General features: G+C 38.8%; 20 protein-coding genes. 12 read left to right on the plus strand and 8 right to left on the minus strand.

Annotated elements, in window-relative coordinates; genetic code table 11:
* Positions 1–64: 64 nt before the first annotated feature.
* Complete coding sequence (locus tag ACFIM8_RS01130; RefSeq protein WP_375606029.1) at positions 65–1,810, plus strand: heparinase II/III family protein; 1,746 nt, start codon at positions 65–67, stop codon at positions 1,808–1,810.
* Between the two features lie 926 nt (positions 1,811–2,736).
* Here ACFIM8_RS01130 and ACFIM8_RS01135 read toward each other — a convergent pair.
* The 3 genes from ACFIM8_RS01135 to ACFIM8_RS01145 all read right to left on the minus strand — a co-directional run bounded on the left by ACFIM8_RS01135 (position 2,737) and on the right by ACFIM8_RS01145 (position 6,263).
* On the minus strand, positions 2,737–2,889 hold the full coding sequence (locus tag ACFIM8_RS01135) for a DUF1127 domain-containing protein (RefSeq protein WP_273790070.1): 153 nt from the start codon (positions 2,887–2,889) through the stop codon (positions 2,737–2,739).
* Between the two features lie 346 nt (positions 2,890–3,235).
* The gene (gene purH / locus ACFIM8_RS01140) at positions 3,236–4,855 is read right to left on the minus strand and encodes a bifunctional phosphoribosylaminoimidazolecarboxamide formyltransferase/IMP cyclohydrolase (RefSeq protein WP_375606028.1); all 1,620 of its coding nucleotides are present in this window, start codon (positions 4,853–4,855) and stop codon (positions 3,236–3,238) included.
* Between the two features lie 619 nt (positions 4,856–5,474).
* A complete protein-coding gene (locus ACFIM8_RS01145) occupies positions 5,475–6,263 on the minus strand; it encodes an SURF1 family protein (RefSeq protein WP_375614365.1) in 789 nt (262 codons plus the stop codon).
* Positions 6,264–6,539: 276 nt separating this feature from the next.
* Here ACFIM8_RS01145 and rpmB point away from each other — a divergent pair, with 276 nt between their 5' ends.
* From rpmB to ACFIM8_RS01165, 4 genes are all read left to right on the plus strand, one after another.
* Entirely contained in the window at positions 6,540–6,857 is a 318-nt protein-coding gene (gene rpmB / locus ACFIM8_RS01150) for a 50S ribosomal protein L28 (RefSeq protein WP_375606026.1), read from the plus strand.
* A gap of 77 nt (positions 6,858–6,934) precedes the next feature.
* Positions 6,935–7,618, plus strand: a complete 684-nt coding sequence (locus ACFIM8_RS01155) for a VUT family protein (RefSeq protein ID WP_375609943.1) — start codon at positions 6,935–6,937, stop codon at positions 7,616–7,618.
* A 762-nt stretch (positions 7,619–8,380) separates the two neighbouring features.
* The gene (locus ACFIM8_RS01160; protein ID WP_375614366.1) at positions 8,381–8,515 is read left to right on the plus strand and encodes a hypothetical protein; all 135 of its coding nucleotides are present in this window, start codon (positions 8,381–8,383) and stop codon (positions 8,513–8,515) included.
* Positions 8,516–8,813: 298 nt separating this feature from the next.
* Positions 8,814–8,924: a HaeIII family restriction endonuclease gene (locus ACFIM8_RS01165; protein WP_375608480.1), complete on the plus strand. Its 111-nt coding sequence runs from the start codon at positions 8,814–8,816 to the stop codon at positions 8,922–8,924.
* A gap of 107 nt (positions 8,925–9,031) precedes the next feature.
* Here the strand turns inward: ACFIM8_RS01165 and cobT are convergent, their stop codons facing one another.
* The 3 genes from cobT to ACFIM8_RS01180 form a co-directional block, all read right to left on the minus strand.
* Positions 9,032–10,927, minus strand: a complete 1,896-nt coding sequence (gene cobT / locus ACFIM8_RS01170; RefSeq protein ID WP_375614367.1) for a cobaltochelatase subunit CobT — start codon at positions 10,925–10,927, stop codon at positions 9,032–9,034.
* Between the two features lie 14 nt (positions 10,928–10,941).
* Positions 10,942–11,922, minus strand: a complete 981-nt coding sequence (cobS, locus tag ACFIM8_RS01175; protein ID WP_375614368.1) for a cobaltochelatase subunit CobS — start codon at positions 11,920–11,922, stop codon at positions 10,942–10,944.
* 203 nt (positions 11,923–12,125) lie between these two features.
* Positions 12,126–12,746 carry a J domain-containing protein gene (locus ACFIM8_RS01180; protein ID WP_375606021.1) on the minus strand — a complete coding sequence of 207 codons (621 nt, stop codon included), beginning with the start codon at positions 12,744–12,746 and terminating at the stop codon, positions 12,126–12,128.
* A 124-nt stretch (positions 12,747–12,870) separates the two neighbouring features.
* Here ACFIM8_RS01180 and ACFIM8_RS01185 point away from each other — a divergent pair, with 124 nt between their 5' ends.
* A complete protein-coding gene (locus tag ACFIM8_RS01185; protein ID WP_375606020.1) occupies positions 12,871–13,143 on the plus strand; it encodes a BolA family protein in 273 nt (90 codons plus the stop codon).
* An 18-nt stretch (positions 13,144–13,161) separates the two neighbouring features.
* On the opposite strand, the gene ACFIM8_RS01190 is transcribed toward ACFIM8_RS01185, so the two are convergent.
* Both ACFIM8_RS01190 and ACFIM8_RS01195 read right to left on the minus strand, forming a co-directional pair.
* Positions 13,162–14,130: a tyrosine recombinase XerC gene (locus ACFIM8_RS01190; RefSeq protein WP_375608471.1), complete on the minus strand. Its 969-nt coding sequence runs from the start codon at positions 14,128–14,130 to the stop codon at positions 13,162–13,164.
* 3 nt (positions 14,131–14,133) lie between these two features.
* Positions 14,134–14,955 (minus strand): SapC family protein, encoded by an 822-nt coding sequence (locus ACFIM8_RS01195; protein WP_375606018.1) that lies wholly within the window; start codon positions 14,953–14,955, stop codon positions 14,134–14,136.
* Positions 14,956–15,086: 131 nt separating this feature from the next.
* Here ACFIM8_RS01195 and rimM point away from each other — a divergent pair, with 131 nt between their 5' ends.
* The 6 genes from rimM (at position 15,087) to sdhA (ending at position 20,432) form a co-directional block, all read left to right on the plus strand.
* On the plus strand, positions 15,087–15,644 hold the full coding sequence (rimM, locus tag ACFIM8_RS01200; RefSeq protein WP_375606017.1) for a ribosome maturation factor RimM: 558 nt from the start codon (positions 15,087–15,089) through the stop codon (positions 15,642–15,644).
* A gap of 286 nt (positions 15,645–15,930) precedes the next feature.
* Positions 15,931–16,629 carry a tRNA (guanosine(37)-N1)-methyltransferase TrmD gene (gene trmD / locus ACFIM8_RS01205; protein ID WP_375606016.1) on the plus strand — a complete coding sequence of 233 codons (699 nt, stop codon included), beginning with the start codon at positions 15,931–15,933 and terminating at the stop codon, positions 16,627–16,629.
* 209 nt (positions 16,630–16,838) lie between these two features.
* Positions 16,839–17,279: a 50S ribosomal protein L19 gene (gene rplS, locus ACFIM8_RS01210; protein WP_375606015.1), complete on the plus strand. Its 441-nt coding sequence runs from the start codon at positions 16,839–16,841 to the stop codon at positions 17,277–17,279.
* Between the two features lie 495 nt (positions 17,280–17,774).
* Positions 17,775–18,176 (plus strand): succinate dehydrogenase, cytochrome b556 subunit, encoded by a 402-nt coding sequence (sdhC, locus tag ACFIM8_RS01215; RefSeq protein WP_375614369.1) that lies wholly within the window; start codon positions 17,775–17,777, stop codon positions 18,174–18,176.
* Between the two features lie 18 nt (positions 18,177–18,194).
* The gene (sdhD, locus tag ACFIM8_RS01220) at positions 18,195–18,581 is read left to right on the plus strand and encodes a succinate dehydrogenase, hydrophobic membrane anchor protein (RefSeq protein WP_375606013.1); all 387 of its coding nucleotides are present in this window, start codon (positions 18,195–18,197) and stop codon (positions 18,579–18,581) included.
* Positions 18,582–18,587: 6 nt separating this feature from the next.
* Positions 18,588–20,432, plus strand: a complete 1,845-nt coding sequence (gene sdhA / locus ACFIM8_RS01225; RefSeq protein ID WP_375614370.1) for a succinate dehydrogenase flavoprotein subunit — start codon at positions 18,588–18,590, stop codon at positions 20,430–20,432.
* Positions 20,433–20,442: the final 10 nt, after the last annotated feature.

Genomic DNA, 20,442 nt, shown 5'->3' on the forward strand with positions numbered 1-20,442 from the left:
TTAACGCTTCATTTACAAAAATGGTCGAAATTGTATTTGATTCAGCATAAATGGAGATGAAATTTTGGCGGTTGCGGTAAAAGCTACTCAGGTAAAAGTGGCAGACTGTATCGATACGATACAGAATGTTATGCGGCGTTTATGGGTTGGACCATTGTTTCGTTGGCGGTTTTCAGGGTTTCGTCCTCATAAAATTTTAGCGCATCCCATGGATTTGCATGTAGCTGATCCAATGATGGCGCATGAATTTTATCATGGTCGTTTTGCTTTTGCTGGTCACATTGTTCATTCTGGTGCTGTTTCGCCGTTTTCATTGGTTCCACCAACGCTAGAATGGGAAGCGGCTCTACATGATTTTCATTGGTTGCGCCATATGGAGGTAGCAGAAAGTAATTTAGCTTCTGCACATGCACGCTCTCTTTTAGAAGATTGGTTTGATCATACTGGCAAGAAGGTAAAAGGGCTTGCTTGGAGTGGTCCTGTTGTGGCGCGGCGCTTGATTTCATGGATTTGTCATTCGAAAATGTTGTTAGAAGGCGCAAGTGAGCGGTTTGAAAAACGCTTTTTACGTGCACTTGGTTTGCAATTTCGTTATTTGCGCGTGACAATTTGTAGTATGGAGCACAATGATCAACGTTTACAAGCAGCAGTGGCTTTGACATTCGCCTCTCTTGCTTTGCCTGTTTCTGTGGCAGTGAAAAAAAAGGTACAAACGACGCTTATAGAGGAGCTTTCCCGTCAAATCCTAGTTGATGGTGGGCATATTTCCCGTAGTCCTGTTATTTTGCTGAATTTGTTATCGGATTTATTGTCGTTACGGCATCTTTTTATGCGTAGCAATGAAACGGCACCTCGTATTTTGATTGATTCTGTTGAGCGTATGTTGCCAGCTTTACGATTCTTTATCCATGAGGATCAAACGTTGGCCCATTTTAATGGGGTTGGTCCCCTTGTGTCGGAACGTTTATCATCACTTTTGGAGCTTGATGAAACAGGAGGGAATCCTTTTAGTTATGCCCGTTATTCAGGATTTCAGCGCTTAAAAGCCAATCAAACAACAGTGCTTGCAGATACAGGAAAGTTTCCACCCCGCTCTGTAGCACAGCAGGCTTGTTCGGGATGTTTGTCTTTTGAAATGTCTTCACAAGGGCACCGTTTTATTATCAATACCGGTATTAATCCTGATGGGAGGGAAGATTATCGACATTTAGGGCGTGTTACTGCAGCACATTCAACAGCTACGCTTAATGATTGTTCAGTGGGTGCTTTTTATTATAAAAATAAAAATGGCGCGCCATTTTTGTTTGATGGACCAACAGATGTTCAAGTATGCCGTATAGAGGATTCAGAGAAGACGGGTTTTATTGCGAGTCATAATGGTTATGTGAGACCCTTTAATCTTATTCATGAGCGTGGTCTTATTTTGGCGACAAATGGAGATACGATCGAAGGTTTTGATCGATTTTTTATGCCAAATAAAGGGGGAAAGAGACACAAGAGTGTGCAAAATGAACAAAATCATGTTGCTGTTCGGTTTCATCTTCATCCACAAGTTGAAGTTAACTACGATGGCAAACGTGTGTGTTTAGCCGTAAAGAACGAGAACGTGAAGAGCGAACAAGTATGGTATTTTATATCGCCTGACGCAGATATTTGTCTTGAAGATTCGATTGATTTTGCAGAATTAACAGGTCCACAACGGACACAACAGATTGTTTTATATTTTCGTCCTGCATTTCAGGAAAAAGTTCGTTGGCGTTTTATCCGTAAAGCGTTTGATAAAAAATTAGAACATTGTTCCAACCCATAGTATATTGCGTTTTATCTTGTGTGTCGCAAAACATTATTGTTTATTGTAGTAATATTCTCAAAATTTGAAGATCATATCAATTTTATACACGAAGCATTTTTTTGGAGTATGGGTTGGATGTTTTTAGGCAAGGTTTGCTCATAGAGTTTCATGAGGTGATGCTAAAAGGGATTGGCTTCAGAAAAAAAGATTTTTGAAAGACCATTGTTGACAGATGAGTACTAGTTAAGGATTTTGATCCTTTAAAGATATGGAGAGAAAATTAAGCCGTTGCTTATCTTCAATAAGTTCTTAAGTGTGCTGTTGGGATCAATATTTCTCTCTGAGAGAGTTGCATTAATAGGATTACGCTCTTCACGAAAAACAGAGCGCTATTGTATTGTATGTTCACGGACTTATTTTAAAGAAAAATCCCTTAACGCTTCCAAGCCTATTTTGCGACGATGCCCGTGATAGGTATAACGGTAAATCCATTAAGCACCCCCATCTTTACGCTTATGAAGGAGCAGCTCAGCACTATCACACTATTGATCAGTGTCCAATGTTTGTAACAAGCTCTTGGCACTAGAGATGGTTCATAAGAGGCATTTTTAGCCTTCTCTTAAGAGCTTTTATCCATACAGCTCCCCCCGCTTGTAACGTGCAGGCGAATGGTTTTGGTTGATTCAACATACATAAATTTGAAATGGAAGAATCTTACGGTGTTCGGGGTTCTCATTTAATATGAATAACGCTAAATTATTATTATAAATCAAAAGTTGTATATCACAGAAGCACCGAAAATTCGAGAAATGATACACAGCAATGGCCAAGAAAAACAACTCTTCTGCTCTTTGTTACTATACTAAAAATGAAGTCATAATAACAAACCACAAAATGCATGCTTTTTCATAGCAAAGCATTCTCTCAAATATCTCAAACAACTTTCATAAAGATTTACGCGAATAACGTCGTGCAATTGAATCAATATCACCTCGACAAATTCCAAGATCGCTGAGTTCATATGTTGAAAGACGACTTAACGCATTAACGGTTCGACGATAACGGCGCCAATTACTATAAAAACGTAGAATATTCATATCCTCTACTCAAACTTTTCATTACACTCTTTAGTTTAAGAATAGAGTATATTACTAAAAAGAGTTGTGTTATAATATCATAGCAGGTATGCATCTACATACAAGATAATATCCCTTTAACATTTTCCTCATGCGAAAGGGTAACCATTAAAAATATCAACAAGAACATCTTATCCCTAACCAATGGCTAAATTATGTGCATTTTCTGCGGTGATAAACTTCTTCACGTGTAGATTCTTTGGATTGAATAACTGCTTCCATTTCAACAGTTATCAATAGTCATACGATAATTATGAAAAAGTCCTTGAAACCTTTGTTTCATACGAAAAGAAAAGCAGCAAAATTATTAATGGCGGAAGTGACGTGTTCCTGTAAAAACCATCGCTAACCCCTGTGCATCAGCAGCGGCGATAACTTCTTCATCACGCATGGAGCCTCCTGGTTGAATAACTGCTGTTGCCCCTGCTTCAGCTGCTGCTAATAAACCATCTGCAAAAGGAAAAAATGCATCTGATGCAACAACAGATCCTTTTGTGAGAGTTTCTGTTAAGCCTGCTCTTTGCGCACTTTCTGCTGCTTTACTTGCAGCAATTTTGGCTGAATCGATGCGGCTCATTTGTCCAGCTCCAATTCCAACTGTTGCACTATTTTTCGCGTACACAATAGCATTCGATTTAACGTGCTTTGCTACACGAAAAGCAAATTGAAGATCACGCATTTCATCTTGAGTTGGGGTCCGCTTTGTCACTACTTGCAATTTAAGATCATCGACTACCACGTTATCACGTGATTGCACTAAAATGCCTCCCGCTAATGTTTTAGCAAGAAGTCCTCCACAACGTGGATCAGGAACTCCACCTGTAATAAGCAAACGAAGATTTTTTTTCTTGGCAATAATTTCACGTGCCGCCATTGTGGCATCAGGAGCAATAATCACTTCTGTAAAAATTTTAACAATCTCTTCAGCACATTCTTCATCAAGGGGCTGATTTAAAGCAACAATTCCACCAAATGCCGATACATTATCACACATAAGAGCTTTCAAATAAGCTTCTTTCAAATTTTCTCCTTCCGCAACACCACAAGGATTGGCGTGTTTAATAAGAGCGACAGCAGCGGTTTTTTGCGGATCAAACTCTGCCACAAGTTCAAAGGCTGCATCTGTATCATTCAGGTTGTTATAAGAGAGCGCTTTGCCTTGTAAAAGTTTTGCTGTTGCAATACCAAAACGTTTTTCATTATTGCGATAAAATGCTGCCTGTTGATGTGGATTTTCTCCATAGCGCATAACACTTTCAAGATGACCAGAAAAACTCTGCCACGATGGAGTTTCAATTTCTAAATCCCGTGCAAACCACGATGCTATTGCCGTATCATAAGCAGCGGTGTGTGCATAAGCGCGCATTGCTAGCTGATGACGCATAGATAAGCTTAAACATCCATTATGCTGCTTTAATTCAGCTAGAATCGAATCATAGTCGTTTATCGCTGTTACAACACCGGTATAAGCATAATTTTTTGCCGCTGCGCGAATCATTGCCGGTCCGCCGATATCAATATTTTCAAGAATTGTTTGATTGTCGGCGCCGGATTGGGCTGTCTCTTCAAAAGGATAAAGATTCACAACTAAAAGATCAATTCCATGAATGTTGTTCTTTTCCATAGCATCTTTATGGCTAGGGTCTTCTCTTACCCCTAACAAAGCACCATGAATCAAAGGGTGGAGTGTTTTAACACGCCCATCCATTATTTCAGGAAATCCGGTAACTTCAGCAACATCTTTTACGGGTAAACCAGCCGCTATGAGGGTTTTGGCTGTTCCTCCTGTTGAAATTAATTCAACATTGTAAGTAGCGTTAAGAGCTTGTGCAAAAGCAACCACACCCGTTTTATCAGACACAGAAAAGAGAACACGACGAACCTGATGAAGATCAGGTATGGGAAAATTTTTGGCAACAACACCCATAACAGCAGCCTTAAAAATGAAAGAGTTAAAATTCTAGTAAAACAAGCTTATACGTTTATAGCATAAGCCTTTAGCAAAATACATTGAAAGGATAAACTGTCTTTTTAGAATATAGGATGACTCACCTTTTTCTATTATTCTGTAAAAACCTCTCATTTGAGGTGTGATGATAGGTATAAAAGTCTCATTGAGACATTAAATGTTTTTTTGTTGCTTATAACTCAACATCTCACCTTCATAGCAGTTTTGAAACAAAAATGCATCCGTATGTTCTCTGCTATATTAGCCTTTATACTAGATGAAGGCGAAAGTATTGCATATATCAATTGGAGTAATCTCTGAAATGGGAAATAATCTAATGAAGCAAGAATATAAAATTATAAAGGCAAAAATGGGTGACTATCTTTCCTATTATTTTTAAATTTGACTTTATGTTTTTCAAAAGCGTTATGACAATTCTTTTTAAGAGTGTGGCGTAAATCTTTTGTGGATGGTATAAAGTTCATTGTATGCCTATGATCTTTAATTTAACAAAGGCGCAAGTTGGTAGCTTTTATTCTCTTTATCAGTTTTCAAGATTCTAAAAATTTTTGTTACTTGAGATGGAAGAGGTATTTTTTTAGTTTTTTTGCCGTAGCAGAAAAAGAAAACCTCCTAACACACCAGCAGCTAAAATAAACCACGTGATTGCATAAACGAGATGATTATTTCGAAAATGGATAATCGTAAGACCAGCAATGGGAAGGTTTGCTTGTGGGGTTGTTTTTTTTCCGGCATCAATGAAATAAGGGGCAACAGTGGACAAACCAAGTTTTTGTGCCATAGCGGGGAGATCGCGCGTATACCATAAATTTTTGTCAGGATTATTTTTGCGTGGAAAAAATCCATTTTTTTCACTCATGCGTAATAAACCTATGATCGTTGTTTGTTCTGTGTCCGTGGTAGAATGTTGCTGAGATGAGGCATTTGTATCCAATTGCTCTGAGTTTTGAAAATTGTTACGTTCATCCATGGGGATAAAACCACGGTTGATAAAGGTCAATGCATTGTCATTAGTGGTTTGTAAAGGAGTCAAAACCCAATATCCCGTAGTATTTTGAGCGGTAGCCGTGACCAAAATATTTTTATCTGTTAAAAATTTTCCCGTGATAACAACAGGTTGATATTCATATTTTTCAAAAGTAACATCTGCCCATTGATTTTTGGGGGGGGCTTTTATGGGGGGCAAATGAATGCGCTGATTGGTACTGGTGATAAGATTTGTTTTCCAGTTTAACCGTTGTACTTGCCATATACCTAATGCACTGAAGAGAAGAAAAAAACAAATACATAAAGTTCCAAACAAAAAAGAAGAAAAACGGTTAGGATTTTCTTGAAGCTTTGTCATGGGGGACTCTTGTTTACTCATGATTTATATTTCCTTTCAGGACAATAAGCTTTCATTCTAACATGGTGTGACTTTAAAAAAACATTTTGTACGCCTTATTGCAGAAAAAGATGAAAAATGCTCCCATAAGAGATGAAAAAGGTTTTATAAAAGACTTGACCTTTTGTTGTCGACCCCCTATTAGAAAGAAACTTCCCAATGGTGCCCGTTCGAGGTAGTGTTGTGCGTGCTTTACGTTCATTCTATCCTTTGGGTATAGGGATTTGAAAGTTTCTTAGAGTTTTAAGGGTGAAGTTTATGTCTCGTGCATGTGAATTGACAGGGAAGACGGTTCTGTATGGTAATAATGTTAGCCATGCAAATAATAAGACTCGGCGTCGTTTTTTACCAAATCTTTGCAATGTGACATTGATTTCAGAAGTGTTACAGCAAAGTTATCGCTTGCGCATTTCTGCAAGTGCGTTGCGTTCTGTTGAGCACCGCGGTGGTCTTGATGTTTTTTTAATGAAAGCAGACGATAAAGAGTTGTCACAACGTGCGCGTTTGTTAAAACGCCAAATCATTAAGAAGAAATCTGAGCAAGAAGGTGAAAAAAAAGCTGAGCAAGCAGCGTAATTTTCAGCGTTATTGTTTTTGGCTTTTTTCTTTTTGATCGCTCTGTTTTATTGGTTCCATACCCCAGGTTAAAAAAAATGTCTTCAAGCGGTCTTTTATTAGAACAGCAAAGAAAAAGGTATGTTGTTTTTTCTATTTTTGCAATGTGCCTTGCTGTCACGGCTTCTAATATTTTAGTTCAATATCCTGTCTATTGGTTTGATTTGAATGAGCTGTTGACTTATGGGGCTTTTACCTATCCATTTGCTTTTCTGATTAATGATTTGACCAATCGTTTTTATGGTCCATCTGCTGCGCGGCGTGTGGTTTATGCTGGTTTTTTTGCGGGTGTCTTTGTTTCTTGGGTATTGGCGACCCCACGGCTTGCAATTGCCTCTAGTCTGGCATTTTTATTTGGGCAACTCCTTGATATTATTGTTTTTACTCCGTTGCGACGTAAAACATGGTGGAAAGCACCTTTAGCAGCAGCATTGGTTGGTTCGGCTTTGGATACAGTGCTGTTTTTTTCTCTTGCTTTTTCTAGCTTTTTTGCCGTTCTTGATAGGATAACAGGCTATGCTGATAGTTCTCTAGTGGAGAGTACTGTTTTGGGAGGGATAGGCATGCCAGTTTGGCTCTCACTTGCTTTTGGTGATTTTTCGGTAAAAATTGTTATGAGCCTGTTGATGTTGATTCCTTATGGGACAATTCTTAACATTATAAAGCTTCCTCTTTATCGAGGGCATTCAAAGGATGCTTCCTCTTTTGTTTGTAACAAATAATAGCCTTTTTGTTTTCCTGAAGCCAAGAAAATTGTACGCTATATTTAGTATGGCAAGTTATTTATAATGATACTTTATCATTTACCAACTTAAGTAAGAACTCTAACACAAAATACTTTTCTTCTTTCAAAACTCTCTTGTGAGGAAGAAATAGAGTCATTTGTTTGTATCTCACAAGAAGGCAATGTGAATAAAATTGTTTGAGAAGGGGCTAAATATACTTTTTACGAGCGGTTTAAGGTGAAAAAAATTATAACTTATTTTCATTAATAGATTAAAATGATAATTATGTTTTTCATTTGAGTGAAAAAGTCCAATATCATAAACTTTTACGCGTTTTAAATACTCTTATTATTGAGTGAATAAAAATTATTTATTTGTCTATGTTACAAGAGAAATTGGCGTGGAGACAACGCCATTTGAAAAGGAAATACTTCTTATGAAGAGCTTTAATGCAATAAAAGTGCAATATTAGACGCTGGAAGTATACTGATTGACCTTAAAATATTGGAAGCTTGAAAATAGGTTTCTGCTGTTGGCTTTTTGCTTGTAAAGCGTAAAGGATGATTCCGGATTCTACATTATGCTATATATGGGTACTGTCGTGAAATCGGCTTGGAAGCAAGGAAGAATGTAAGAGTGCGGATAAGATATATAATGGTGTGTGCTTTTTTCGTGAATGAAGCAATATTCTTTTTTTCGTGTTTTTCTTATATTTTATGTGAGTAAAGGTTTTTGCTTTTATTAATGAGATGGGAGCTTATGTTGATCATTCACTCGTGGAGAGTGACTGTTTTGGAATGGTTATGGAGTGTCAGTTTTGCTTGTCATTTGCTTTTAGCAATTTTGCCGAAAAATCGTTATGAATCCATTTATGCTGATTCTTTTATAAAATAATTCTTAGTATTTAAAACATCCTCTTTGGATGATGCTTCTTTTGCGTATAATAAATACGAATTTTATCATTTTGTGTTACTGAAGGTGAAAGTATAGGCATTATATTTTCTGTGAGAGCAGCATTTTAAAGCTATGTCTAGTGGAGATATTTTTCTATATACGTGTATTTCAATATTTAAATATAACGAAATAACACAAGATCGAGACAAAAACGGGTGATTATTCAGTCTTTTAATTTGAAAGGCACTTTGGGATATGGACGTAAATGGAGAATTCCAAGTAAAACTTATCCGTTGCAATAAAACCGGAAAGTAAAAACAAACTCATTATAATTTTTGAAGATGGTTGGAGCATTTCTTTTAGAATTCATAATGCATCCAGTAAAGTAGAAGCCTTCCTTAAAGTTTGATATTCAATTTGTGGGATTATCTTCTCAGGTTTTTAGCCATAAAATTCCGATGGTTTAATGATAGAAATAATTTTTTAAAATGTAATCGTTGTTGATTCAAGGAAGGCTTATTTCTTATAACTATGAGGACTTTTATCACTAAAAAGTACTTCTAATTGTTTTGTTATAGCGTCGGCAAGTTCTTCAGCATTCATAATTGTTACAGCACGTTGATAATAACGTGTGACGTCATGACCAATTCCAATGGCAATGAGTTCGATGGGGGAATGGGTTTGGATTTCTTGAATCACTGCACGTAAATGTTTTTCTAGATAATTGCTGGAGTTGACCGATAGTGTTGAATCGTCAACAGGAGCACCATCAGAAATGACCATAAGAATGCGACGTTGTTCACGCCGTAATAAAAGGCGTTGATGTGCCCAAATCAAAGCTTCTCCATCAATATTTTCTTTTAATAATCCTTCTTGCATCATCAAACCTAAATTGCGTCGTGCGCGACGCCATGGGGTATCAGCACTTTTATAGATGATATGGCATAAATCATTAAGACGTCCAGGATTATGGGGGTTGTTTTGGGCAAGCCATTGTTCGCGTGATTTTCCTCCTTTCCAAGTTTTAGTGGTAAAACCTAAAATTTCAACTTTGACACCACAACGTTCAAGAGTTTGTGCCAAAATATCGGCACAACTTGCAGCAACGCTAATGGGGCGTCCGCGCATTGAACCAGAATTATCAATGAGGAGTGAAACAACCGTGTCTCGAAATTGGGTATTACTTTCTATTTTAAAAGAAAGGGGTTGTGTTGGGTCGATAATAAGGCGTGGAAGTCGTGCTGTATCAAGATATCCTTCTTCAAGGTCAAATTTCCAATTGCGATTTTGTTGCGCCATCAAGCGGCGCTGGAGACGGTTTGCTAAACGTCCAACGATGTTTTGGAGATGATTGATTTGCTTATCAAGAGAACGGCGTAAGTTATCTAACTCGTTTTCAGAACAAAAATCTGTTGCTTCCAAAATTTCATCAAATTGACGGGTGAAGATTTTATAATTGCCGAGTTTTTGCATTTGTTCCGAATCGGAAAAAAGGTGTTTGGGTTTGTGCGGCTTTTCTTGCCAAGGTCCATTTTTTTGCTCGCCGTCAGCTTGATCATTGTTGTTTGATTGTGTCGCTTGTGTTTTTCCGTCGTCTTGCACATCACTTTCTTGTTCAGTGCTGGTTTGTTCTTCACTTTGAGCGTGTTTTTTGTTTTTACTCTCTTCTTCTGCTTGGTCTTGAGGTTCATATTCGTTTTTTAATTTTTTATTGTTTTCACTGTTAGAAGCTTCACCCTGTTGTACTGTCATTTTGAGTGTAACAAGCATTTGGCGAACGATTTGTGCAAAAGCCTGTTGGTTGTAAATATGATGTGTAAGTTCATTAAGCTCTGCTGCGGCTTTTTGTTCGAGTTCTTGACGCCACAATTCTAAAACAGGGCCCGCTTCTTTTGGGGCAGGGCGCTTTGTTACTTTTTCACGCAATAAAAGTGCAATCGCTTCTTGGATGGGAGCCTCACTTTGGTTGCTAATCTTGTGATAATGGGCTCTCTTGTATTTATCGGCGAGCATGACATCAAGATTTTTTGCAAGCCCCTCCATGGTTAACGTGCCAATTGCTTCCACACGTGTTTGTTCGAGAGCATCAAAGACAGCACGTGCTTCTGATTCTAGTGGAGCAAATTGCATGTGAATGCGGTTGTCATGCCATGCTTTGCGAAGAGCCATGGAATCACCTAATCCGCGGGTAATGGTGATGTCTTTATTCGTTGCGTATTGAGGTAATTCTGGTAAACGTGCACAACTTTCGCTCAAAGATGGTCGGTTATGACTAAAGGAAACTTCAAGGTTGTTTGTGCCTGCAATCGCACGCATACAGGTGGAAAGTGTTTTTTTAAAAGCTTCAGTATTAAGAGTGTTGTTGGAAGAATCTTTTGCTGGATTTTTGTTGTCACCAATATCGGTAGCCATGAGTGACAGATTCCTTAAGGCGAAACACCATGAATGAGTGATTCGGGAAGCTCTTGTCCAAAGGCGCGTTGATAAAATTCTGCAACAGTGGCACGTTCGAGTTCATCACATTTATTGAGAAAGGTTAATCGGAAGGCAAAGCTGACATCTTGAAAAATTGTTGTATTTTCTGCCCAAGTAATGACGGTACGTGGACTCATGACAGTTGAAAGATCTCCATTGATAAAAGATTGGCGTACCATATCAGCAACATGAACCATTTGTGAAATTATCTTTTTTCCTTCAGTCGTTTGAAAGGATTTGACCTTTGAACAAATGATATTAACCTCTTTATCATGGGGTAAATAATTGAGTATCGTAACAATAGACCAGCGGTCCATTTGAGCTTGATTAATTTGTTGGGTACCATGATAAAGACCGGTTGTATCGCCAAGACCAACGGTATTTGCTGTTGCAAAAAGACGAAACGCTGGATGTGGAGAGATGACACGGCTTTGATCAAGTAAGCTTAGTTTTCCAGAAGTTTCAAGAACGCGTTGAATGACAAACATAACATCGGGACGCCCCGCATCATATTCGTCGAAAACAAGAGCAATATTATTTTGATAAGCCCATGGCAAAATGCCCTCTTTAAATTCAGTGATTTGTAAGCCATCTTTTAAAACGATAGCATCTTTTCCTACAAGATCGATACGACTTACATGACTATCGAGATTAATGCGAAGACAAGGCCAGTTAAGACGTGCAGCAACTTGTTCAATATGCGTTGATTTCCCTGTACCGTGATAGCCAGAAACCATTACACGGCGGTTAAAGGTAAAACCTGCGAGAATCGCTAAAGTTGTTTGCTGATCAAAAAGATAATCAGGATCAATATCAGGAACATGGGGACTTTTTGTGCTAAAAGCAGGGACTTTCAGATCTGTTTCAATATGAAATAGATCGCGAGCACAAAGTGTAATATCGGGCAAATTTTCAACGGTAAGATTTGTCATTATGTTTCTGGAAGGGAGAGGACGCTATTTATTCATTAGAAACGATACAAGAGTTAAAGTATTTATGCAATGCTCTATAATGAGAGCCTTAGATATTAAAGAAAGATTTTTTTACGTATTCTATAATGTTTTGCAAAAAAAAGTAACATTTTGCGCAAATAATGATGGTCTAAATGAAAATAGACTCATATAAGCGCATATTTTCAGCACAAACCAGACTTTTTTAGCAAATTGTAAGCATGTAAAACATCACGAAAGCGCTCTTCTGAAGCACGATTACCACCATTGGAATCAGGATGGTGCTTTTTTACCAACTCTTTATATTTCATTTTGATGTCTTCTGCTGAAGCGTTTGCCTGTAGTCCCAGTGTATCAAAAGCTTTTGCTTCTAAGGGCTTTAATTTTCGTGAAAACTTATTGCTTGAATGCTGCCCAGTAAAAAGCGTGAAGGGATCGCGCATGCGATTTTGATAGGCCGCTGTTCCAGAGCGAATCTTTGCATAATTCGCGGCTGTTTTTTTCGATGTACCATTGCTCAGATCTGTAGGCCATGTCGGACGATGTCCTGTGAGAGCATCCTTTTGAAATTTTGCGATATCTTTATTGCTAAGACCAGAGAAGTAATTAAAATTTTTATTATAGGCGCGTACGTGTTCAATACAAAAATATAAATATTGTCCTTCGTGATTTCGACCTGCTGGTGCTTTATGGGACCCTGTTTTTTCACAACCTTCCCACTGACACTGTTGTGCTTCTGGCTCAGCTTTTTGTTTTTTATTTGAGCTTATGCGAATTGAATCGAATAATTTAGATGTTATTGTCATATTATTGGTTTATGCAAAATTGATTAATTTTACAAGAATTGACTTTTGAAAAATTTGTTTTCACACTTATTCTATTATGAAAAAGGTGTATTTTTGCACGTTCATTTTGTTTGAGGAATGAAAAATGTCTATAGAAACAATCATCAACAGAAAGCTTCAGGATGCTTTTCATCCGCAGAAACTGGAAGTGATTAACGAAAGTCATCTTCATGAGGGACATCCTCATGATGAACATGCTTTTGATGGTAAAGGAGAAACACATTTTCGGGTGAAAATTTTATCTTCTTCTTTTTCCAATATGACGCGTGTAGAAATACATCGAGCGATTTATCAAGTTTTAAAAGAAGAGCTTGCTACTTGTGTTCACGCTTTGGCACTTGAGGTTGAAACACTCTAATTTTTTGATGAGACGTTTTTAGGAACGGGGATGGGCCTTTTGATAGATTTTTAACAAATGGTCTGTATCGACGTGGGTATAGATTTGTGTGGTGGAAAGACTAGCGTGCCCAAGAAGTTCTTGAATGGTGCGCAAATCTCCCCCCCGTGATAAAAGATGGGTGGCAAAAGAATGGCGCAGTGTATGAGGCGTTGCAGTTTCTGGTAAACCAAGGCTTGCACGTAAATTACGGACAGCTTTTTGAATAATGGCAGGCTGTAGGGGACCACCCCGCGCACCACGAAACATGGGTTGGTTGTCTATTAAAGGATATGGGCAGCATTGAAGATAATTTTGTACGGCTTCGTAAACAATTTTTATGAGGGGAACAAGGCGTGTTTTGCCTCCTTTTCCAGTTATAAATAAACTTGTTTTTTCAGGATCAGAAAATTGTTCTGGTGTGAGGCTTAAGGCTTCTGATATTCGCATTCCACAGCCATAAAGAAGCATGAGGACAGCAGCATTACGCGCGGTAATCCAAGGTTCATTTTCCAGTTGATTTTCTTGTTTGACTATGTGAAGTGCTGATTTTATCGCTAAAGATTTTGGGAGCGATTTGGGGTGTTTGGGGCTTCGGATAAGTTGAGCTGCGGGAACATTGACGATTCCTTCACGTGATAAGTATTTGAAAAAAGAACGGATGCCTGCTACTCCGCGGCTTAAAGAACGAGCACTTACATTATTTGTTCGCCGATAAGCAAGATAAGCACGCAAGTCACTAACGCGTAAATGAGCAAGATCTGTAAGGGTTGGTGTATGGCTTAAGTGTTGACAGAGAAAAGACAAAAATTGCCGCGTATCACGTTCATAGGCTTGCACTGTTTGTGCTGACATACGACGTGTTTGGGTAAGACACTCTAACCAATTTTTCCTTGCGTTTAAAATTGCATGGTCTGCTGGAATGAGAGGAATATTTTCATCTTTTCTCTTGTCGTTTTTGATAGGCATTATCTAGTTGAGAGTTTCTTTCTTTTTAGATTTTTCATCGTTAGAATGACCATTCTTGTTTTGGGGTTTCTCTTCACGATTGATAAGCTGCTTTTCACCTTTGAGAGAGAGTATTTTCAAAAGATTGTGCGTTGACATCAAATGCGCAAAAATTAATCCTAAAAAGCCATTTTTATGAAGTTTGGCAAGTTGGCTTGCTGATAATTTATTCAATTTTTCTTCATCAACAACCCAAAAATGTTCCAATTGCGCTGAGAGACCTTTATCGTTTTTCACATTGATGGATTTTTGGCTTAGAAGATCCATTTCTACAAGAGCATCAATAAACTCAGAGGTTTTCTCCATAGCGATTTTAAAACTTTCAAGAAAGCGAATACGTTCTTCCATAAAAGGAGAAATAGAGCCATCGGAATTAAAAAGTTCTGTTCCTGCAACTTCATTAAACATACCGGACTGTTGATCAAAGCACACAGAAAGTTCTTTTTCATTGCTAATTTGTGCTAAAACAAAAGGGTAGCGGCGGACAAAAGCAGGAACATAAGTATTGTTTTTCCAACTTTTATCAGAAGCGATATAGTCATTTTCGTCATTAGAAAGACCGACAAGAGCTGCGGATGTGTAGTGCCGTTTTTTTTGTTCATCTTCAGCGCACATAAATAAAATAGGATAGTCTAGTGCTGCTTGAAAATATTCAGTACTTGCTAAAGGAACCCAATGAGTATCCTTGGCAAAAGACATATCACTTGGAGGAGCAAATTTTAGATTTTTATGGGAAATTTTGTTGATTGGTGTGATATCTTTGTAAAATAGCATAATATTTGCCATAAGACTTTCTCCTTTATTAATTTGTTTTTGTTACCAAGAAAGGTCTTTTAGAAGATTGTCTCATATGGCAACAAGATTGAATAGAAAACTATAAGATTGAAGGGTTCATTTTTGAGAGATAATATTTTTGCATGAAGTATAATAAAGAAAAGCTTAAAAATAAAGTCTATCTTGCCATTATTGGTACGCCTCATGGTGTAAAAGGGGATGTTTTTGTTAGAATTTTAAGTGCTGATCCCCAGCGTTTCAAGTCTTATGGTACTCTTTATGATGATATGGGGCGTTCTTATGACATTGTAACTCTTCGCATGCAAAAAAATAAGGCGATTGTACGTTTTAAAGGGATAGAAAATCGTAATACTGCTGAGTCTTTAAATGGTATTCGCCTTTATGTGATGCGTGATCAATTAATTGATGATTTGATGGAGGATGAGTTTTATCAAGTCGATTTAATAGGTTTGTGTGTCCAAGATTGTGGGGGAAAAATCTTAGGTGAGGTATGTGGTTTTTTTAATTTCGGGGCTGGTGATTTGCTTGAAATACGTTTGAATACGGGTAAAAGAGTTCTTATTCCCTTTAGTAAGGCGGCGGTACCAGAAATTTGTATGGACTCTGGTTTTCTTGTTGTTGATCCCATGGCAGCTGGTTTTAGCGATAGAGGAGAAAATGATAAAAAGGAAATAGCTTGAATCTAAAAATAAAGATGAAGGTAAAAAACAACAGATGAATTTCGTCAATAAAAAGTGGAATGTGTGAAAATATTAAAAATGCTCTTTTGAGCAGATATTGTAAGCACTTTATTTCGAAATAGTCCTGAATTTTTAGAGTCTTTTTTTAGTGTAAGTATTTAGAAGGATCGTATTGAATATGGCGCAGATCAAGGAGACTCAGATTAACGCTATGGCGTTAAAAGTCTTGTTTGTGCTATTTTTGCTATTATAGAATCTGTTTAAGAAAATAAGGATAAGAAATAAAATGAAATTTCAGGCGCGCGTTTTAACCCTTTATCCTGAAATGTTTCCTGGTTTTTTAGGGTATTCTTTAGCAGGGCAAGCTTTAGAGCGTGGAATTTGGTCACTGGAGACGGTACAGATTAGGGATTTTGCTTTAGACAAACACCATAGCGTTGATGATAAACCTGCTGGTGGGGGAGCTGGTATGGTAATGCGGGCGGATGTATTGGCGGCTGCTCTTGATTGCTGTCCACAGGATTCGCCAAGATTGTTGATGAGTCCACGTGGACGCCCTTTTGACCAAGCTTACGCGCATAGCTTGGCTCGTGATACGGGTGTGACGTTAGTTTGTGGACGTTTTGAAGGGGTTGATGAGCGAGTCATAGAAGCACGAGAATTAGAAGAAATTTCTATTGGTGATTATATTCTTTCAGGGGGTGAAACAGCCGCATTGGTTATCTTAGATGCTATTATACGTCTTCTGCCCGGAGTGATGGGGAATGCAGCTTCTGCAAGGTGTGAAAGTTTTGAAAATGGCTTGCTGGAACATCCGCAATATACACGCCCTTCTCTTTTCGAAGGGCGGGGTATTCCGCCTGTATTGCTCTCAGGTCATCACAAAGCGATCGCAGATTGGCGTCAAAGCCAAGCCGAATTGTTAACACGTCAACGTCGCCCTGATCTTTATGCGCGTTATGATAAAAATCATCAGAAAACTTGATTCATATGATAAGGTGGTGTATTGCATGGCTCTCTTTTTAGAGAGTTTTTTATAAAAGGTTTTCTGTAGTTCCAAAATTAAAATGAAGGAATGGTGTATTCGCTCCTGTGTAAGACATAGCCTAAAGAGCTCCTTATTCTTAATAAAGGCTTTTTTGGTAAGAGTTGAGCGCTCTGACTGTTCGATAAAGAACGTGAAGGATAAAAGAAATGAATATTATCGCACAGCTTGAAGCTGAACAATGTGCAAAAATTGAAGAAAAGCGCCAATTTCCAGCATTTCAGCCAGGAGATACAGTCCGTGTTATGGTGCGTGTGACAGAAGGTACACGGACGCGTGTTCAGGCTTATGAAGGTGTTTGTATTGCACGTTCAGGTGGTGGGTTGAATGAGACCTTTACAGTACGCAAGATTTCTTACGGTGAAGGGGTGGAGAGGGTATTTCCTGTTTTTTCTCCTTTGATTGAAGGTGTTGAGCTGGTGCGCCGTGGTAAAGTGCGCCGTGCAAAACTCTATTATCTGCGTGGCTTGAGAGGTAAAGCTGCGCGTATCGCTGAAAAGAGAGATTATCGGAAAAAAGCTGAAAAGGTTGTTGAGAAAGTAGAAGCAGCAGCCGTAAGTACAGATGTTGAAAAGCAAGTTTCTGAGTAAAGATTATATCGGCTAAACTTTATGCAAAAGCGGCTTTTATGCCGCTTATTTGTGTCTTTCTTGATTCGTTTTGCCTTTTAAAAGGCTTGGAGGAGACATAAAAATGTTTAATCTATCAATTTTCCCTCTTTTTATTCTTAATCATGGGTGCAGTTTAAGAGACTATTGCATATATCGTGGATACTCAAAAGGATAAGTTTAATCTGAAAAAATGTCTGTTTATATTTGGAAAATATTTTAGACCTTTGACGTGAAGATAAAAGTGTATTAGATTAAGGCGAGTTTTGCGGATCATATCCGGGGAGTAATCGGTTTTTTTATGCGTGACCTTTAATCCGTTATTTGAGACAACCGACCTGTAATATCGGTATCTTGAGATGCCAAACAAGTAAAAACGAGAGAGTATGTTTAGTCGTTTTGCGCGAACTTTTTCGTTCATTGCGGTTGCAAAAACCAGGTCAGGATATTTTATGATAAACCAGGTCAGGATATTTTATGATAGAGACAACTAGGATAAAAGAGCGCCCTCGTTCCCCTCATATAAGCATTTATCGTTGGACAATTACTATGGCCATGTCTATTGCACACCGCATTACGGGTATGGCACTTTATGTTGGAACGGTTTTTCTTGCTGTTTGGTTAATTGCTATTGCGTGTGGCGAGGAGACATTTAGAACAGTTCATGAGATTTATAGTTCTTGGTTTGGATTGTGTATTTTGTTTCTTTATACTTTGGCAGGGGTTCATCACATGGTTGGTGGTGTTCGCCACATTGTTTGGGATCTGAAGCCTTGCCTTTTGGCAAAAGAAAAGGCAACAGTCACTGCGTGGGCGACAGTGTTTATTTCTCTTATTGTTACTTTTGCGATTTGGATTATTGGATATACCGTTGTTTAGCTGGGGGTGAAAAGAGATATGAAAAAAGATTTTCGAACGGAACTTGGAAAAGTACGGGGGCGTGGCAGTGCTCATGAAGGAACAGAGCATTTTTGGCTAGAACGTTTGACAGGGTTTATCAATCTACCACTTTTGATATTTTTTATTGTTCTTATTCTTTCGCTTGTGGGCAAGGATTATAGTATTGTGCGTGCACGGCTTGCACATCCTATTGTTGCTATTTTGATGGGATTGATGACTTTTTCGGTCCTTTATCATATGAAACTTGGTATGCAGGTGGTGATTGAAGATTATATTCCACGTGAAGGTTTTCGGATATTCTTTTTGACGTTAAATATTTTATTTTGTTTTCTCGTAGGTGGTATCATTATTTTTTCTCTTTTGAAAATTGCATTAGGGGGTTAAACAAGTATGGCGGGTACAGGATCATCTCTGGGCGCTAAAGCAGGTAACGCCCCTTATCGCACTGTAGATCATAAATTTGATGTTGTTGTTGTTGGGGCAGGTGGTGCAGGATTACGTGCAACATTAGGTATGGCGGAACAAGGATTAAAGACAGCTTGTATTACGAAGGTTTTTCCAACGCGCTCACATACGGTTGCAGCACAAGGGGGGATTGCTGCATCGCTTTCAAATATGGGGCCTGATAATTGGCAGTGGCATTTATATGATACCGTGAAAGGTTCTGATTGGTTGGGCGATACCGATGCAATGGAATATTTGGTGCGTAATGCTCCTGCTGCTGTGTATGAATTAGAACATTATGGCGTTCCTTTTTCGCGAACGCAAGAAGGCAAAATTTATCAGCGTCCTTTTGGTGGACATACGACACAATTTGGTGAAGGTCCACCTGTTCAGCGTACTTGCGCAGCAGCTGACCGTACAGGCCATGCCATTTTGCATACGCTTTATGGACAAAGCTTAAAGCATAATGCGCAATTTTTTATTGAATATTTTGCCCTCGATCTCATCATGACGGATGGGGTTTGTACGGGGGTTGTGGCATGGAATCTCGATGATGGTACAATACATCGTTTTTCTGCCAAAATGGTTGTTCTTGCAACCGGTGGTTATGGACGCGCTTATTTTTCTGCGACATCGGCGCATACCTGTACGGGTGATGGTGGTGGAATGATCGCACGTGCTGGATTGCCACTTCAGGATATGGAGTTTGTGCAATTCCATCCGACAGGGATTTATGGTTCTGGTTGCTTAATTACAGAAGGAGCTCGGGGTGAGGGGGGCTATTTAATCAATTCTGAGGGTGAACGCTTTATGGAGCGCTATGCACCTTCCTTTAAGGATTTGGCTTCACGTGATTTGGTTTCGCGTTGTATCACTCTTGAAATTCGTGAAGGGCGTGGCGTGGGACCTAAGAAGGACCATATTCATTTGGTTCTCAACCATATTGATCCTGCAATCTTGCACGAGCGTTTACCAGGAATTTCGGAATCAGCTCGGATTTTTGCAGGGGTGGATGTAACAAAAGAACCTATCCCCATCTTGCCAACGGTCCATTATAACATGGGGGGAATTCCTACCAACTACTACGGGGAAGTTCTCAATCCAACGGCTGATTCGCCTGATCGTATTCAACCAGGGTTGATGGCGGTAGGAGAAGCGGGATGTGCTTCTGTTCATGGGGCTAATCGCTTGGGGTCAAATTCATTGATTGATCTTGTGGTGTTTGGTCGTGCTGCTGCTCTTCGCGCAGGTAAAATTATTGATCGGAATGCAGAAATTCCACCCCTGAATGAAGCTGCTGTTGATGAAATTATAGCACGTTTTGATCGTTTGCGTTTTGCAAAAGGGGCGGTACCAACAGCGGTATTGCGTGAAAAAATGCAACGCACGATGCAAGAAGATGCGGCTGTCTTCCGTACAGAGGATTCTTTGCAACAAGGATGTCAGCGGATGAATAAAATCTGGGAGGAATTGTCTGATATCAAAGTTACAGATCGTTCTCTGATATGGAATTCTGATTTGGTTGAAACATTAGAGCTTGAAAATCTCATGGCGAATGCAATCATGACTGTTTATTCGGCGGAAGCTCGTTTAGAAAGCCGCGGTGCCCATGCGCGTGAAGATTATCCAGAGCGTGATGATAAAAATTGGCGTAAACATACGCTTTCACATTTGTCAAAAGAGGGTAAGGTGACGTTATCATATCGACCTGTCCATGTGGACCCGTTAACATCTGAAGCTGATGGTGGGATCGATTTAAAGCGCATTGCACCTAAAAAACGGGTTTATTAAGGGGAGACTG

The organism is Bartonella sp. AC535YNZD, from assembly GCF_042196625.1.
Taxonomy (GTDB): domain Bacteria; phylum Pseudomonadota; class Alphaproteobacteria; order Rhizobiales; family Rhizobiaceae; genus Bartonella.